Here is a 16650-nt window from a genome sequence, read left to right as displayed (position 1 = left end):
TGATTCTGGTGATGCAGGCATTACCTTGGCCATTATTCAGGCCAAACGGCTTTCAATAACTGGGCCAGATGGGCACCGGCGCGAGCCAGGGCATCATCTTTCATGCTGGCCATGGTTTTTTCATATTCCAGTGGCAAAGCAATAGACCAGTTATTGCCCTTTTGGTTCGGTGTGCTTTTGCTGAATTGTGTCCCGGCAAACAAAATCCTGGCGTCGCGGATGGCATCATTTGCCCACAGTACCGGCAATTCTTCGATGGACGCATTTGCCAATGTCAGGGTTTTCGCCTTTTTGGTCAGTGTTTCATTCATGCGGCCACGTTTGTATTGCTGCGGCAGGTCATCCCACAGCGAATGCAGGTTGCCACAAGGGCATTGCAGAGCGTTGCCACCGACTGTATTGGTGCCATGGTCATACTGACCTTCATCCGGGTTAATGATTTTTCCTTCTGCATCCAGGAAGACGGAGCCGACATGCAGCGGTTGATGCAAGTCACCGACATAATGCGCGAGCAGGGTCAGGGCTTCTTGCTTGTCTTTGAAATTGAAGGGTTTCGGCTGCGGTTTGTCTTGCAATACCATGACAGCGGCACGGATGGCATTGACCACATCGTGATCGCTGGTGCCGACATAGCCGGTTTTATATTGGTCATGCTGCAAGGCCACGTCGGCATAGTGATATTGCTTGTGGCAGTTTTCTTCACCACTTGCAGGCTTGCAATTGGTGTCATTGCGTTTGACATAATCGCTCATGGCGGCGATGCCTGCTGCTGTTTCAAACGATGCACATTCCGGATAACGGCCAGTGGATGTGTACGCATAGTCTTTTTCAGGGGAGATACCTTTGACGCAATCACCCCAGACTGCCACTTTTTCCAGCGTATTGTCACCCAGCAATGCCTTTACCTGCGCGCCAGCCTTGCTGCCGGCCAGCAGGGAATCGGCAATTGCCCCCACGGTCTGGTGGCCATCGGCACCCCAGGCAAAACTCAATTGCGGCAGGCTGGCCATGACCAGCATCAGGGCTGAAATCAGTATCTTTTTCATAGGAATATCAGATTATGGTTGAGAAAATACCATCAATAGTAGTACACAAAGATGACGAGGATATAGCAAACTACAACTTTGTGTACATATCAAAATGCGTATTGCAGACGTATGCTGAACATGCTGGCGTGGATGGCATCAATTTTCCCACTGACGTATGACACATCATAGCGCAAAGCCTGTTTGTCGTTGCTACCGTCACCAAGGCGGAAACTGCCGGAAATGACTGGTCCCATGCTGTGCGATTGCTGGGCGCGTGGCGACCAGTTGCTCCAGTTGCCAAGCTCACCAAAACCCAGCAAGCCGAATTCCAGTTCCCGCCGCCAGCGGTATTTGCCCTGCCATTGATAGGCCATTTGCATGCTGCCGGCCTCACTACTGCGGTAGGTGCGTTCAAAGAACACGTTGGCGTTGACTTGCAGTCTGCCAAAATCAGTTTGCATCGCCGGTCCAAATTCCAGGTCCACACCACGGCTACTGTCGGTATTTTTATTCAGGCTGGTATGCAATGCCAGATCGACAGGGTACTGCCCATGGGTGAGCAGGAAGTCGTTTTGCCAGGTCCATGCACTGCTTGCCAGTGAATCCGCACCTTGCCGGAACCATGTAGCAGACACTTCGGTGTACCAGGTTTTGTTGGGCATGTAGCTGACACCCAGTTCCGGTGCGGTTGCCGTTGCCCCGTTTTTGGGGAATGACGACCAGGACTTGAAGTCGATGGTCTTTTCCCCCGCATTTTCATACAGACTGACGAGATAATATCCAGAGTCCGCTCGCGCAGGCAGGGCTGCGAAAAAGCCAAGGGCAAGGATGGCAGGCAGGACGATTTTTTTCATGAGCAGGCAGGAGGGTAGATCACACTGATCCAGCACATATCATGGCATTGCCATGGAAAATCGCAAGCAATCTATGCGATCAACAGCGATTTTATTTGATATGCCCCACGCTTTGAACCTGAAAAGTATCCAGTTGCCAATGGTGTAAGTTATTCAGGCCGACCAATTCTGTTGCGGGCCTGGGTATCCAGTCCAGGTTTTCAAAGACGATAAGCCAATGTTTGGGCATGCCCAGTTTTTCGTGTTCCAGCACAAGCCGTATAGGCAGACTTATGCCAGCCTCATTGCTTTGATACAGCACGGTTCCCTCCATACTGGCTGAAAAGTTGAATTTCATTTTCAGGGGTTTGCCACTATCGGGCTGCAGCCAGACTTTTGCTGTCTGAGGGCGGTTTTTTGATCCCAGCTTCAGGGAATATACGGCCCAGATGTCCCCATCGATTATTTGATCCGCTTCTCGTTGCCTGTAGCTGACACCGCTCAGTACCAGATTCGGATGATTGGCTATGGGGCTGGAAACATGCATTCTGCTAAATTGGGTTACCTCTGGCAGGTTTTCAATATTGCGTACCGGTTCTGCATTGACCCATTTCTCCAGTGTGGCCCGTCTGGCAAACTGACTGGGGCTGAGCCAGTTTTTCTCTTCTTCGGTATAGTTGGAGTCTACCGTGGTGGCTACCCAGGTTTTACTGAGTTCTATCTGGTTGGAAAATTTTTGCCATAGCAGGTCTTCATCAGCCTGTGCACAGGCTGGCAAGATTACGATGAGGATGCTGGAGAAGAATAGATGGAAAGTTTTCATGTTGGACGGAAATTGAATTAATATTGACTGTTGCTCTTATAGCATTTTAATATCCTTATTAGCAACGATTATTGCCTGCATATTATCTACTCATGTCTTGCCACCAGTCGGGCATTCGACTTCAACCCCAATACCAGCTAAACTTGCGTGTTTTTCTTCCATTTTGCGGCATCAGCATGAACACCATGAATACCTCCCCAGACGACGACAGTCCGGAATCCGATAGCCAGACAGTCGGGACAGTCACCGAATCGACGACCAGTGCGGCATCGAAAGATCTGATCAGCCGCGAAGTGGCGCGCCGTCGCACTTTCGGCATTATTTCCCATCCGGATGCGGGTAAAACCACGCTGACTGAAAAACTGCTGATGTTTTCGGGCGCGATTCAGCTGGCCGGTACGGTCAAGGCACGCAAGAGCGGTCGCCATGCAACTTCTGACTGGATGGAAATTGAAAAGCAGCGCGGCATCTCTGTCGCTTCATCGGTCATGCAGTTTGAATACCGCGATCACGTGGTCAACCTGCTCGACACCCCTGGTCACCAGGATTTTTCTGAAGATACCTACCGTGTGTTGACGGCTGTCGATTCTGCCTTGATGGTGATCGATGCCGCCAAGGGTGTGGAAGAACAGACCATCAAGCTGCTCAACGTGTGCCGCATGCGCAATACGCCCATCATCACTTTCGTCAACAAGATGGACCGCGAAACCCGCGACCCGCTGGAATTGCTGGATGAACTGGAATCGGTACTGAAAATACAGTGTGCGCCAGTGACCTGGCCAATAGGCATGGGCAAGACTTTCCGTGGCGTGTACCACATCCTGAAAGATGAGATCTTGCTGTTCACGCCAGGCAGTGAACGTGCTGACCAGGAATTTGAAGTCATCAAGGGCATCAATAATCCACGTCTTGTAGAAATGTTCCCGCTGGAAATCGAACAACTGAAGATGGAAGTCGAGTTGGTGCACGGTGCATCTCATCCATTCAGTCTGGAAGACTTTTTGGCAGGTGTGCAGACGCCGGTGTTCTTTGGTTCTGCCATCAACAATTTCGGCGTGCGTGAAATTCTGAATGCCTTGCTGGACTGGGCACCAGCACCGCGTGAACGCGATGCCACCATTCGTTCAGTCGAGCCGAAAGAAATACCATTCTCTGGTTTCATTTTCAAAATCCAGGCGAATATGGACCCGGCCCACCGTGACCGTATCGCTTTCCTGCGTGTATGTTCCGGTCGTTTTGAACGTGGCATGAAGCTCAAGCATCTGCGTTTGAATCGTGAAATCAAGGTGTCTTCCGTCGTCACCTTCATGGCGTCATCGCGTGAGCAGGTGGAAGAGGCTTACGCCGGTGACATCATTGGCTTGCCCAACCATGGCAATATGCAGATAGGTGACAGTTTTTCTGAAGGCGAATTGCTGCAATTCACCGGCATCCCTTACTTTGCGCCAGACTTTTTCCGTACGGCACGTATTTTGAACCCGCTGAAAATCAAGCAGTTGCAAAAAGGCTTGCAACAGTTGGGTGAAGAGGGAGCTGTACAAGTATTTAAACCCGTCGTCAGCAGTGATCTGGTGCTGGGTGCGGTCGGTGTCTTGCAGTTTGAAGTGGTCGCCAGTCGCCTTAAAAATGAATATGGTGTGGATGCCGTATTTGAAGGTACCAGCATCAGCAGCGCCCGCTGGATCAGTTGTGAAGACAAGAAAATGCTGGCCGACTTTGAACGTTCCAGTGCCGGTGGCAACATTGCCTATGATGCTGCTGGCAACATGGCTTACCTGGCGACATCGGGCGTGAACCTGAAGTTGACGCAAGAACGTTGGCCTGGCGTAACTTTCCATGCGACACGTGAGCATGCAGCGAAACTTGGCTAAATTCGGATAGCTCCGGATAAATCCGGACAAACGTGCGTAACTGAGTCAAACCGGGAAAATAAGCGGCTGACAGAGCAAAAGCTTCTGTCAGCCGCTTTGCTATTGGGCGCAACAGATTTCACTTGAATGCGGAATTTAATTTGCTAACATGTTGATTTGAGGTGCTTTTTTTGCACGACATTATGACATAGAGCTGTCATACTGAAAGTGCAAGATAAAGTATCAGTCATGCATTCTCAGTGTGAGCAATTCCAGAAATGAGCGCTGGCTATTCAATTTCCTTCCCGATTTTCTTTGCAACTTTAATGAGGAGCGTGATCATGGCATTATTTTTTATCGAAGCCGTCCGTTTTGACGACAGTGGGCAGCGTATTGCCAAGGTACGATGGGGCAAGAGCAAGGGCGGGCAGGTCATGCCACCAGCCATGGTGGAAGACCCGCAAGAGGTTGACGTCCAGGCGGTACTGGATACTATCGCCAATGGGGATGAAGTCATTCCCAAGTTTCACAACAGCAATGGCATTATTCTTGGACCTAAAGTCGTTGGCATCGTCTATGAGGATGGGGCGCCTGGCCTGAGCAATGCCAGTGGTGATGGACCTGGCCAGAGCCTGAACGACCTTCCTTCGTTCTGATTTTGCTGAAACGCTGCCGCGATAGATGTGGCAGCGTGCTTATCCGTTTTCCTGAGTTGATGCATATGAAGATGGCTGATCATGCTTGATATATGCAAATAAGAAATACTTCGTTGTCCTTGAAAGTCCAGTCTCCATATCATATGCAGGTCGCCAGATAATTTTGGCCCGTCACGATTTACTTGCATTCGCTGTCGCAGGCGAATGCCTGCTTTTTTCAGGAATATGATGAAATTCTCTACCAAAAAAACAATATCAACCTTGTTGGCCGGTGTCGTTCTGGCTAGTGCTTCCCTGTCTGCCACTGCAGCTGATTTGCTTGATACCGTTAAGGCCCGTGGCACACTTAAAATTGCACTGGAAGGGACTTATCCGCCATTCAATTTCAAAGATACCAAAACCAATGAACTGGCTGGTTTTGATGTCGATGTCGCCAAGCTATTGGCGGCCAAACTGGGTGTCAAACCAGAATTTGTGACGTCAGAATGGAGCGGCATCCTGGCTGGTCTGTCAGCCGGTAAATTTGATGTCATCGTCAATCAGGTTGGTATCACGGCCAAGCGTCAGGAAACCTTTGATTTCTCTGATCCTTACACTGTTTCCAGTGCCCAGCTCATCGTCAAGAAAGATGACAAGCGTGTTTTCAAAAGTCTGGAAGACCTGAAAGGTAAAAAACTGGGTGTAGGGCAAGGCAGTAACTACGAAGAGCGTGCCAAGGCCGTCGCTGGTATCGAAGTCAAAAGCTACCCTGGCGCACCAGAATACCTGCAAGACCTGGCTGCGGGCCGTGTCGATGCCGCACTCAACGATAGTTTGATGGTGGCCTATTTATTGAAAGCGACTGCTTTGCCGGTCAAGGCGGGCGCACCAATCGGTGAACTGGCCAAGAATGGTATCCCTTTCCAGAAGGGCAATCCCAAATTTGCGGCTGCCCTGAATGCCGCATTGGCAGACATCATCAAGGATGGCAGTTTCGCCAAAGCGTCGAATAAATGGTTTGGCAAGGATGTCAGCAAGGCACCGGCAGCGCAATAAGCTACAATCAGGCTGAACCTGTTTGCGATCTTACTGCGCGAGCGTGATCGGGGCTCATGTGCTGCTCAAAATGCTCATGTACTACAAGTACATTCCGCTTTTTGCGCTGCGCTTAATTACCCTGACCCCGCTGACGCTCGCTCGCTACAGATCGCAAACAGGTTTTGAGGTATTGCTGCAAAATGCAGTAGCCTGAATATGAGTTAGGACTTACGCAAAACGGTCCCAGCAAGGCGTAGCGACGAAGACAGTACTTTAGTACGGTTAGGAGCTGCAACGCAGCTGGGGCCGTTTTGGGTAAGTCCTAATAGTTCTACTATCCCCGTCCAGACTGGCGGGGATATTTCTTTTTTAAGCCGCCATGGAACTTTTAGAATTGCTGCAAATGGCCGCCCCGGTCATGATGAAGGGCGTCGCCTATACCTTGTTATTTGCGACCGGTGCCATGGTCGGTGGCCTGATATTGGGGTTTTTGCTGGCAGTTGCACGCATACTGCCGTTGGCTGTGATCAGTACCCCGGCGGCCATCTATGTGAGCCTGATGCGCGGTACGCCGCTGCTGGTACAGATTTTTGTCATCTACTATGGCCTGCCTGGCATAGGCATAGAATTTTCTGCCACCGCAGCCGGTATACTGGCGCTCAGCCTGAACGCCGGTGCCTATCTGTCAGAAAGCATACGCGGTGCAATTTTGGGTGTCAGTCGCGGCCAGTGGTCGGCCAGTTTCAGCCTTGGCTTGAATTATGCGCAGACCTTGCGCTTTATTGTCGTGCCACAAGCCATGCGTGTTGCCGTACCCTCCATGAGCAACACCCTGATCAGCCTGATCAAGGATACCTCACTGGTATCGGTTATCACAGTGACCGAGTTGATGCTGGCCACCAAAGAAGTGATTGCCACCAGTTTTCGTCCTTTGCCGCTGTATGTTGCTGCTGCCTGCGTTTACTGGGCCTTGAGCCTATGTTTTGAAGTGGTGCAAAGGCGTCTGGAAAAACGCCTGCAAAAGGCCCATCAGGTTTGATACCTGAGCTTGGCACTGAAGCTTAGCACCTGAGCTTGCTACCTAAGCTAGCTCGCAGTCTCTGCCTGCAACTCATTCAGATAGGCGACGGTCAGTTTGGATTTCAATGCTGCTTGCAATAATTCGGATGGGGTGACCGTGATGTCAGAACGCGTCATGGTCAATACCTGGCCAGGTATCAGGCTGGCTGTATAACCGTAATGAGTCAGGCAGGCAACGACCCAGGATTCCATGATTTCCAGTACATAAAGACGTTTGCCCATGGGCGATAAAAAGCTGATGCCTTCTGGCCTTAGCCTCTCCCATAAGCCCTTCGGGTCAGTCGCCATTTTTACCAGTTCATTCAAGGGCAGGGTTTGCGGGTCCATCCAGCTACCGGCAAATCTTTGCCTGTTTTGTTCCTGCAAGACTTCTGTTGCATAGCGGTCCCAATCACTGTGCTGCAAGTTTTCTTTTTCAAACAGGGCATACCAGGCATTTTCTGTTTCATCTTCCCCACCCAGTAAATGCAGGCATTGTGATAAGGGGGGAAAGCTGGGTTTTGCACCAGAAACGACAGCGGCCACTCTTTCTTCCAGACTGGGATGGGTATCAAATTCTGAGGTGGTATGCGACTCGGCATAGTTGATCGCAGTTTGAATATCGGGCCGCTTCATACCTGGTTTGCAAAAACGGCGAAAGCCTTCAAAAATAGGCATGCGGGCACCGCGATTTAATGCCGGGCCAAGTTCATAGTCGAGATAGCTGGACCACATCGGTGAGATCAAATGCACTTTCTCCAACGCGCTGCGGGTAGCTGCCGGGCCAAATTTTTTTGCAGCCAATGCGTCAGCGGCAAATTCCTGCTCGCGCGACACAGCGGCGGATAATTTCAAAAACCATTTGCCGTAGTAGCGGAACAGCACATCCAGGAAAAACATGGAATCATCAAGGTCGGTGACGGTGTAGGCGATAGACGTGCGCGTACGGTATACCCAGGGGCCTAGCGACAAATCGCTAGCGACAAAATGACCAAATTCGTGGGCGATGACTGAGCCCAGTTCTGCTTCTGACAGCGTACCCAGCAAGGGCAGGCCCAGGCCGACTTCCAGCGCTTTAACTTTGCCAAGCCAGTTCTTGTTACCACTGATAAAAGCAGATGCTGCACCGATCAAATGAATATTGACGGGCGCGTTGACCTTGAGTTCTTTGGCGATGCGTTCTACCAAAGCATACAATGGGGCCGCGGTCTGGCGTGACAAAGGTTTGACGGTCTCGTTGCTCTTTTTCTCTTTGCTGCGTGGACGCAGCGAATAGGCCAGCGTCAACGCGGCAATGCCAGCGACGACACCAGAAAACTGCAGCGAGGACCGGTGATTGAGCTGGGTAACTGGTACCCAGGCCAGTACTATAACCAGGCCAAGAGCGAGTATCCAGAATCCCAGCCATAAGGCAACGACCAAGCCTGCGCGGCGGGTCAGATTGGTCTTTTGAGGTTTGCGTTGATGATCAGTTTTCATAGAACTCAGCTTTGCCATTGCTTGATTGCAGTGCTGACGACACCTTGCAGCACATCTGTTTTTACCGCCAACTGCCTTAGATTTTGCCGTTCCTGGGCTGACAGTTGTTGATTGCGTGAACGGATAAAATAAGCGGCAGCCTGCACATCGGTTTCAAAGTCGGCCTCATCCAGATTAAGCTTTTCACCTCTTACAAATTGTTCAAAGATTGACAAATCTGCTTTGTGCATCGGCATGATAGCTTGTAGTTTATCTTTTGTGACTTTGTCGTTAATACGGCTGGCTTCGCCATATAGCAGTGCCAGTTGGTCTGCATCCATATGCTGGCGTATCTGGATTGCGCTGAAATGCTTCAGCAAATACAGTGTCTGCTCTGGCGAATTGCGCAGGCTTTGTGAAAGTTTAACTGCGGGAAGATCACGATTTTCTACCTTGTTCGGTGACAGGCCCGCTTTGGCACGGTAAATATCCAGTAGTTGGCCATCGCCTTCCTCTGGCACGCTGCGCAAATATTTTTCAGGGTCGGCATGACCCATTTGCCGGGCAATTTCATTGAATTCGAGCGCACGCGTGACTCTTTCCACTCCCTTGCTGTTATTGATTTCAACTTCTAGCAATTTAAGTGCTTCGCCAGCACGCTGCTGTGTCAGCAATAGCCTGATCTCTGTATCCAATAAATGCTTGGCATTCTCAGACGAGAGCGTGTGCAGTCGTTGCAAATCCTGTGCAGCACCATGGCTGTCACCGTGGACATATTCACGCCAGACCAGGCTGCGCAAGATGTTGGCATCTTGCGGGAATTTTTGTGCCAAATCCTTCATTGCCTGTAAACCTTGATTGCCGCTGAATAAGGAAGCATACAAATATTGGGCGGATGAAGAGTCAGCATGCTGACTGGCACGTTGTGCATATTCCTTGAGCATGATTGCATGCTCACCAATATCATCACGCAAACCCTGGACGTTACGTTCCAGCATGATGTCTTCCGGGTGTATCTTCAAGACTTTACGGTTTAGTCGCAATGCTTCTGCTTGAGAGATGCTGCTGGCGACATACAGGGCAATTCCAGTGTAGCGTGATTCCCAATCCTTGATGGCGGCATAGGCTTCCAGCGCACGCAACATGTCTTTTTCCTGACCATGCGTGAAGGCATAATTCAGGCAAGACATCACGCCTGGCGTGTCCTTCTGATTGATGATGGTCAGTTGCTTTACGCTGACTGAGGTTTCGTGCTTGCCCATGCTCATGGTTTGCGGTGGTTCTGTGAACAGGTATTTGATTTCGGCAAATTCCATCACGCGCTTACCGCAATACACATTCTGACTCCCTGCCTGATCAGGATTGGCCGGTTTGACTGCGCTGTAGATGATGGTATTTTCTACCAGCGGCGTGGCACCTGCAATATTCCAGACGCTATAGCGGTTGCTACTTTCCAGCGTCTGGTCATACGTATCGATGACGCCAGCCTTGTCGGCGCTGGCCTCGCCCTGTAATTGACCTACTGGCAAAGTCACAGTGGCACGGCCCTGCGCTGCTATGGTCAGCGCCTGATCGGCAATCTTGACTTTTACCGGCACATCGAAGCCATTGAGTATCGTTAAATCCTGATTGCTGGCTTCATGATAACTATGCGCTGCACCCGACAAGACCATGATGACCAAGGCCAGTGCCAGGCCGCGTGTGTACAGCCAACCCATGATGCCCAAAGGCGCGCGAGCATAGATTTGCCACTGCCTGTCGCCAGTGCTGCGCACCACGTATGAACCCATAGGGACGAGTGGTATGCCAAACAAAATGACGAAAGCATGCAAGGCAATATGGCTGCCATCGGTATCCTGCTCTGATTTCCCTACAAAACTGAAACCAACTGAGTTGATCGTCCCCAGCGATGGCGTGCCTTTCAATGGCTTGGCAAACAGGCGGCGCTCACTGGTCAATTCCTTGAGTAAATCCCTGTGTTGCGGCAGGCGTCGGAACAGGCGAGCCAGCACTAAAGCGCGATAGACCTTGAATGGGTCACCAGATTCTATGGCCCGGCTGATTTTCGGATCATCGCTGAAGGTGCGCAACTCTGGCACACGCTTAAATAAATTGGCTGGGTCAGATATAGACATACTGGTTTAATTGTTAAATAGCTACAAAAATAGTACAAATCAATATGGTGATTGTATTGGTTGCTATTTTTTAATGAGAACAGATAATCAAATTTTCCTGAACCGTGGTGCCAGCGACAAAACGACCAGTGCAGTTGCGATTGGTAAGGTGGAAATGAAGCCGAAATATTTAAAGCCGAATGCTCCCATAACGCCACCGCAAAAAAAAGACGACACCAACATCAGGTGCAGACGTAATTTTTGCGCATTGGCACCGACTTCATGGTGAGGGCCTGGTTGGTCCCGATGACGGTTCCAATAAATCATCTTGCCTAGCTCTATACCGATGTCAGTGACCAGACCAGTGACGTGGGTGGTACGAATTTCGGCATTTGAGATCTTGGTAACCAGGGCATTTTGCAAACCCATGACGTAGCACAGCAAAACGGTAGTGAGCGACACAGTGACTACGGCATGTTCTTGTAACCGGGTTCCTACCAGTCCAAACAATAGTAAGAGCACAGCTTCCAGCAATAGTACCGGTGTGTATACGTAACGGAAGTGGTTGCGTTTGGCGTAATTGACAATCAGGGCGGTACAGGCTGCGCCCCAGGCAAAAGCACACAGCATGAAGAGGGCGGCAAAGGCAGGAAGGAAATTACCAAGGATAAAATCATCTGCGGCTGTCGACAGCATGCCCGTCATGTGTGAAGTGTATTGTCCGACAGCTAAAAAACCGCCTGCATTCATCGCCCCTGCCACGCATGCCAGTGTGACACCCAGATGCCGGTTGGACTGCGGCGTTCGCTTGGGTGAGGTCAGGCTGGACAGATAATGTATGGGCATGCGCAAAGGTGACCAAGGCTTGTGAAGCCTTAGTGTAGCCGAAAGTCCGCTTAAAAAGCCATAGCTCTCCCTAAACCTCCGCAACAACAAGTCTTACATCATCTTGCTCTGGGCAGATAGCATCTTGCGATGATCCTGGAAGTTCAGGGCACAGCGCTGGATGAAGTCGCCCAGCGGGTTAGCCTTGTCCTGGCCTGTTTCCGGCGCTTTGGTATCCACTTCCGGGAACAAACCCATTCCTGCCATCAATGCATACCATGATCCTATCGGGTAATACTTTTCTATGTCCTGCCGACGGATTTCATCTCCCAGATCACGTCCTTCCAGCCAGGTGGAAAAGATGTGTTTCAGTGAATCGGGAATGCCATTCAGGTTGGCGGCATTGGCTTTCCAGTATTCGGTATCGGTCCTGGTATTGGTCTTGTAGTGGGCAATGATGTAGTTACGGTGGCCGTCAAAATAATCATTGATTTCCTGGTTATAGACTTGTTGCGCCCGCTCGCTCAGATCACCTTTTTCCAGGAACAGGCAAAAAATGGCAGCCGTCATTTGCGTCAGATACAGTGCAGTGGCTTCCAGCGGTTCCAGAAACCCCTGCGACAGGCCAACGGCAAGACAATTCTTGTTCCAGTGTTTTTCGACGCGGCCCAGTTTCATCTTCAGGTGCCGCGCCTGGGTGTCTGATTCCAGCAGGCCCAGCTTGGCACGCAATTCATGCTCTGCCTGCTCTGCTGTGGTAAAGGATGAGCTATACACATAACCATTGCCAAAACGGTTTTGCAAGGGGATGCGCCACGACCAGCCATGTTTCATGGCAGTGGATATGGTTTGTGTGGGAATCGCTTCGCCGATCTCTGACGGCATCGCAATCGCGGCGTCATTGAACAAATTGTCGGCATAACTGACAAAAGGCGTTTTCAGGGTTTTGCCTATCAGCAGGGCAGAAAAGCCGGAACAGTCAACGAAGAAATCCGCCTCCATGCTGCTGCCATCTTCCAGTATGACTGCTGCAATATTGCCGCTGGCATCTTGTCGTGCATCCGTGATGTGGGCACTGACGTGGTGTACACCCATTTGCAGCGCTTTCTTGTGCAGGTATTTACCCAGCAGCATGGCATCAAAATGGTAGCCATAGGTAGTAAAGAAAGGGAAATGGTGCGCGGCGATAGGGGCCAGATGTCTGTTAGCCAGTTCAGAAGACAGAAAGAACTTGTTTGGCAAGGCACACACATCAGCACCCTGCAGACGCGCCTTGACGTTATTGATAAACACGGGCAGGGTCAGGTTATCCACCATGGTGGCAAACTGGTGGAAATAACTTTCGTGCCCGGGTTTGGTAGACCAGCCATCAAAGGTGATGCCAGCTTTGTAGGTGGCATTGCATTCCGGCATCCATTCGCTTTCCTGTATCCCCAGGTTGTCGAAGAACTTTTTCAGTACTGGTGTGGAACCTTCGCCTACACCAATCACGCCCACTGTCGGTGATTCGACAACGGTAATTTCTATTCCCTTGTCTTTGACAGAATTGGCAATTATCAGCGCTGCCATCCAACCGGCAGAGCCACCACCGACGATCATGATTTTTTTGATGGGTTCTTGCATGGTCATGGTCCTAAACTGTAAATACAATTGTAAGCATATCTGACAACTCAGCTTGTCAATGAAAAAAAAGTGATGGAGCAAAACGCGCCATCACTTAAAAAACCGGGAAGAGGGACTCAACTATCCAGCCCCTCCGCCTGATCGTAACAAATTACATCTTGGCGTGCAAAGTCAGGAAGATCTGACGGCCATTTTTATACAGCGACGCTGGCAAATCTGCTGCACCTGGTGTTTTGGTGACAGAGCTGACCAGAGGATTATTCAAGTCCTTACCATCCAGAGAGATGGAGAAATTGTCGCTGATCTGGTAAGCCAGAGTGGCAGACAAAGTACCGATTTCGTTCTGGTAGGCTGCGCTGTTACGGCTGGTACCGTTCAGGAAGCCGGAACGATAGCTGTATGTCAGACGTGCACTGAACTTGTTGTCTTCATAGAACACACCCAGGTTATACGCGTTTTTGGATGTGCCGATCAAAGTACAATCCGGTGCCAGCACATCGCCGCACTTGGAACCAGGAGCCTGACCGGTTTCCTTGCCCAGTGTGTAGGTGTAGTTGGCGTTAATACCAAAACCTGCAGGCAATGCCTGGATGTAAGACAATTCCAGACCTTTGACTTCAGCTTGTGTATTGATCGGTGTACTCATCGCATACACGGTGTTTTTCTTCTGGATCTGGTTGTAGAACGTGCCTGTGCTTGCGCCATACGTCACGTAACCATCCAGTGCCGAGTAGAAAAGGTCAGCAGAAGCCATGGATTTTGGAGCGAAATACCATTCCACACCCAGATCAACCGTGTTGGCACGGATAGGTTTCAGGTTAGGGTTACCGCCGTTACCAGTACCTTGCACGTCACGCAGATCCAGACCAGCCATCTGACCCAGTTCAGGGCGTGCCATAGTGCGGGCAACACCAAAGCGGGCGACGACATCCTTAGTGACATCCAGACGGAAGTTGGCACTTGGCAGGAAGTCGACATAACTGTTGTTGTACGTCTTAGGTTCAAAGTTGCCAGATGCACCGATCTCATTGCGCGTCACTTCTTCGCTGGTACGGGAAACACGCAGACCAAAATTACCGCTTAAGCCTTCACCACCAAAATCAGCCATCACGTAAGCAGACTGAGTTGGTTCCTTGATGGAGAACTCATTTTGCAGCAGGTGACCGCTGTAGTTGGTGTATTGCGACAGCCATGCATTCACAGCCGATTGAGAGAAAGTCCAGTAACCGGCACCATTCGCACCCAGGTCATTGAAAATACCAGGGAAAGCAGTCAGGCCAGACATCGGCAGGTTGGCTGCATTCGACAAGCCTGGCAATGCATTGAGACCGATAGAACTCAGCTCACGCTTGTGCTCTGCTGCGCGGAAACCAAAACGTACAGTAGGAATGCTGGCCAGGTCAGTTTTATATGTGCCGTCAATCTGCGCATAGTCTTCTTTATCATTGGCTGTAACGTGGGAACCATAGGTGTAAGGTGCGCCAGGTGTGCCAGGTGCGCCATTGTTAAAACCACCGATAGAGAACTTGTCTGCACCTGGTGTCACATAAATCACCGGCTTGTCGGAACCATTGATGGTGTAGCTGCCACCAGTCCATGGCATCCAGATACCCATGGCACCGCTGACGGTATTGCCCAAACCTTTTGTGGTACCCAGTTTGCCGCTCAAAGTGAAACGGTCATTCACACGGACGGAACCGTCGATGTTAAAGAACTGGGATTGGCTTTCAGCGATAGGACGGGAGAAGATTTCCTGTACTGCGCTGGACATGCCGCTGCAAGGCACGCAACCAGCCGGATTGCCGACCGTCAACTGGCTGATCACGCCCTGGCTCAGGGTGCCGGTCAGGGCGCTGGAAGGGAAGCCTGTCGTCGCCCAGGATGGACCAACAAAACGGCCCAGTGACTGCATGAAGTTATGGTTGATGTTGGGTGCATCCAGGTGTGACTGGAATGCGGTCACATCAAGATTGACATCTTTCGATGGTTTGAACTGGAAGTCGATCAAACCACCCTGACGGGTACGCTGTTGTTCAAACCATGCAGTACCGCCAAGGTAATTGGTCATGGCACCTGATGCAGGTGAAGTTGCCGTATTGGCTGTACCTGCACCTTTGATGGAATTGTCGATAGGGCTGCCGACATCAACCTTGTCCCACCAGATTTGATTCTCTTGTCCGGCGCGGCTCAGTGTACGTTTTTGGTGGAAACCCTGTACCAGGATACCCATGGTGGAAGCATCATTTTTCCATGCAACCATGCCACTCAATTGAGGGTCAGATTTGCTGGAATTTTCAGAGTTGACCATGCCGATACTGGCCTGGGCGTTGAATTGCTTTTTAAAATCCAGTGGTTTGCGTGTTTCGATATCGACCACACCTTCAGCGCCACCTTCCAGCAGGTTGGCTTGTGAACCTTTGTGTACTGTGACACGGCCAATCAGCTCGGATGGGAACAGCGAGAAACTCACACTGCGGCCACCACCAACGATATTGTCTGCAAACCAGTCACCGCTGGAAACAGAGTGACCGTTCAAGGTTGTCAGGGTCAGACCAAACGGTGTGCCGCGCAGGGCAACACGGTCATTTTCACCAAAACTGCCTTCGCCACCACCGGCTGCAGCAACGCTGACGCCAGGTACGCGTTGCAAAGAATCCGCGACGTTTTTATCAGGCATCTTGCCGATGTCTTCAGCGGTAATCACTTCAACGAATGTATCAGCATTACGCTTTTGATTCAGGGACTGTTGCAGCGATGCGCGAATACCAGTGACGACCACTTCTTGCGCTTCTGCTGGTTTCGCTGCTTCTTGTGCCTGTGCCTGCATGGCGACACTCATGACCAGGAGTGCAACTGCGGATGCCATCGGCGTTAGATTACTTCTCATCGGACTCAATTTATTTTGCATTTAATTCTCCTTCGGTTAGAACCTGCCGACTACGCTGGTCCGTTACAAAAAATTGCTTACTCCCCCAAATACCTTACGCACTTGACGTAGAAGACAGTGAGTATTTTCGGTACCACCCGTTGCATCATAAAATTCATTCTGAGTTAACTACCACTCGAAACAACTACACCGGATGTGTTGAACTTTAGTGATGCCTAAACAGGTTGTCAATCGGTATCTAAGTGGTATCTATGCGATGTTTAATTGGTTTGCAATTTGATATGCTTGTATTCTGTATCTAATTGTTTTTATTGAATAAATTATTTTTTTTAATTTGCCAATAATGGAAGTGGACTGATGTTTTAAACCCACAACACGAGCTTGATAAGGAATTTTTCTGTAAAAAAAGTGGATTTGAAGTGGAATTAAGGTGGATTATTTAAATCAAATTTCCGTGCGACAATTTTAAGCAGGTTT

At 50.3% G+C, this 16650-nt stretch carries 12 protein-coding genes; 4 read left to right on the top strand and 8 right to left on the bottom strand.

What is annotated here, in order from left to right; genetic code table 11:
- Nucleotides 1–32 precede the first annotated feature (32 nt).
- The 3 genes from AC1RVX_RS09135 to AC1RVX_RS09125 all read right to left on the bottom strand — a co-directional run bounded on the left by AC1RVX_RS09135 (nt 33) and on the right by AC1RVX_RS09125 (nt 2684).
- Complete coding sequence (locus tag AC1RVX_RS09135) at nt 33–1046, bottom strand: S1/P1 nuclease (RefSeq protein ID WP_493216274.1); 1014 nt, start codon at nt 1044–1046, stop codon at nt 33–35.
- Between the two features lie 89 nt (nt 1047–1135).
- Entirely contained in the window at nt 1136–1882 is a 747-nt protein-coding gene (locus AC1RVX_RS09130) for a hypothetical protein (protein WP_493216273.1), read from the bottom strand.
- A 91-nt stretch (nt 1883–1973) separates the two neighbouring features.
- Entirely contained in the window at nt 1974–2684 is a 711-nt protein-coding gene (locus AC1RVX_RS09125) for a hypothetical protein (RefSeq protein WP_493216272.1), read from the bottom strand.
- Between the two features lie 176 nt (nt 2685–2860).
- Here AC1RVX_RS09125 and AC1RVX_RS09120 point away from each other — a divergent pair, with 176 nt between their 5' ends.
- From AC1RVX_RS09120 to AC1RVX_RS09105, 4 genes are all read left to right on the top strand, one after another.
- Entirely contained in the window at nt 2861–4555 is a 1695-nt protein-coding gene (locus AC1RVX_RS09120) for a peptide chain release factor 3 (RefSeq protein WP_493216271.1), read from the top strand.
- A 320-nt stretch (nt 4556–4875) separates the two neighbouring features.
- Nucleotides 4876–5190 carry a hypothetical protein gene (locus AC1RVX_RS09115; protein ID WP_493216270.1) on the top strand — a complete coding sequence of 105 codons (315 nt, stop codon included), beginning with the start codon at nt 4876–4878 and terminating at the stop codon, nt 5188–5190.
- A 228-nt stretch (nt 5191–5418) separates the two neighbouring features.
- Complete coding sequence (locus AC1RVX_RS09110) at nt 5419–6225, top strand: transporter substrate-binding domain-containing protein (protein ID WP_493216269.1); 807 nt, start codon at nt 5419–5421, stop codon at nt 6223–6225.
- A 361-nt stretch (nt 6226–6586) separates the two neighbouring features.
- The gene (locus AC1RVX_RS09105) at nt 6587–7246 is read left to right on the top strand and encodes an amino acid ABC transporter permease (protein ID WP_493216268.1); all 660 of its coding nucleotides are present in this window, start codon (nt 6587–6589) and stop codon (nt 7244–7246) included.
- A gap of 47 nt (nt 7247–7293) precedes the next feature.
- Here AC1RVX_RS09105 and AC1RVX_RS09100 read toward each other — a convergent pair whose 3' ends face one another.
- The 5 genes from AC1RVX_RS09100 to AC1RVX_RS09080 all read right to left on the bottom strand — a co-directional run bounded on the left by AC1RVX_RS09100 (nt 7294) and on the right by AC1RVX_RS09080 (nt 16194).
- Nucleotides 7294–8745, bottom strand: coding sequence for a M48 family metalloprotease (locus tag AC1RVX_RS09100; protein ID WP_493216267.1), 1452 nt, complete (start codon nt 8743–8745; stop codon nt 7294–7296).
- A gap of 5 nt (nt 8746–8750) precedes the next feature.
- Nucleotides 8751–10859: a hypothetical protein gene (locus AC1RVX_RS09095; protein ID WP_493216266.1), complete on the bottom strand. Its 2109-nt coding sequence runs from the start codon at nt 10857–10859 to the stop codon at nt 8751–8753.
- An 87-nt stretch (nt 10860–10946) separates the two neighbouring features.
- On the bottom strand, nt 10947–11684 hold the full coding sequence (locus AC1RVX_RS09090) for a YoaK family protein (protein ID WP_493216265.1): 738 nt from the start codon (nt 11682–11684) through the stop codon (nt 10947–10949).
- A 93-nt stretch (nt 11685–11777) separates the two neighbouring features.
- A complete protein-coding gene (locus AC1RVX_RS09085; protein WP_493216264.1) occupies nt 11778–13286 on the bottom strand; it encodes a tryptophan halogenase family protein in 1509 nt (502 codons plus the stop codon).
- 151 nt (nt 13287–13437) lie between these two features.
- The gene (locus tag AC1RVX_RS09080) at nt 13438–16194 is read right to left on the bottom strand and encodes a TonB-dependent receptor (RefSeq protein WP_493216263.1); all 2757 of its coding nucleotides are present in this window, start codon (nt 16192–16194) and stop codon (nt 13438–13440) included.
- Nucleotides 16195–16650 lie beyond the last annotated feature (456 nt).

This window comes from Undibacterium sp. GW821-FHT11B02, from assembly GCF_058808955.1.
Note: the sequence above shows the minus strand (reverse complement) of the source record. Positions and strands in the feature narration are given on the sequence as shown.

Excerpts from the sequence above, each read along its gene's own strand:
- AC1RVX_RS09135 (WP_493216274.1), bottom strand. The coding sequence starts at position 1,046 with ATGAAAAAGATACTGATTTCAGCCCTGATGCTGGTCATGGCCAGCCTG.
- AC1RVX_RS09130 (WP_493216273.1), bottom strand. The coding sequence starts at position 1,882 with ATGAAAAAAATCGTCCTGCCTGCCATCCTTGCCCTTGGCTTTTTCGCA.
- AC1RVX_RS09125 (WP_493216272.1), bottom strand. The coding sequence starts at position 2,684 with ATGAAAACTTTCCATCTATTCTTCTCCAGCATCCTCATCGTAATCTTG.
- AC1RVX_RS09120 (WP_493216271.1), top strand. The coding sequence starts at position 2,861 with ATGAACACCATGAATACCTCCCCAGACGACGACAGTCCGGAATCCGAT.
- AC1RVX_RS09115 (WP_493216270.1), top strand. The coding sequence starts at position 4,876 with ATGGCATTATTTTTTATCGAAGCCGTCCGTTTTGACGACAGTGGGCAG.
- AC1RVX_RS09110 (WP_493216269.1), top strand. The coding sequence starts at position 5,419 with ATGAAATTCTCTACCAAAAAAACAATATCAACCTTGTTGGCCGGTGTC.
- AC1RVX_RS09105 (WP_493216268.1), top strand. The coding sequence starts at position 6,587 with ATGGAACTTTTAGAATTGCTGCAAATGGCCGCCCCGGTCATGATGAAG.
- AC1RVX_RS09100 (WP_493216267.1), bottom strand. The coding sequence starts at position 8,745 with ATGAAAACTGATCATCAACGCAAACCTCAAAAGACCAATCTGACCCGC.
- AC1RVX_RS09095 (WP_493216266.1), bottom strand. The coding sequence starts at position 10,859 with ATGTCTATATCTGACCCAGCCAATTTATTTAAGCGTGTGCCAGAGTTG.
- AC1RVX_RS09090 (WP_493216265.1), bottom strand. The coding sequence starts at position 11,684 with ATGCCCATACATTATCTGTCCAGCCTGACCTCACCCAAGCGAACGCCG.
- AC1RVX_RS09085 (WP_493216264.1), bottom strand. The coding sequence starts at position 13,286 with ATGCAAGAACCCATCAAAAAAATCATGATCGTCGGTGGTGGCTCTGCC.
- AC1RVX_RS09080 (WP_493216263.1), bottom strand. The coding sequence starts at position 16,194 with ATGCAAAATAAATTGAGTCCGATGAGAAGTAATCTAACGCCGATGGCA.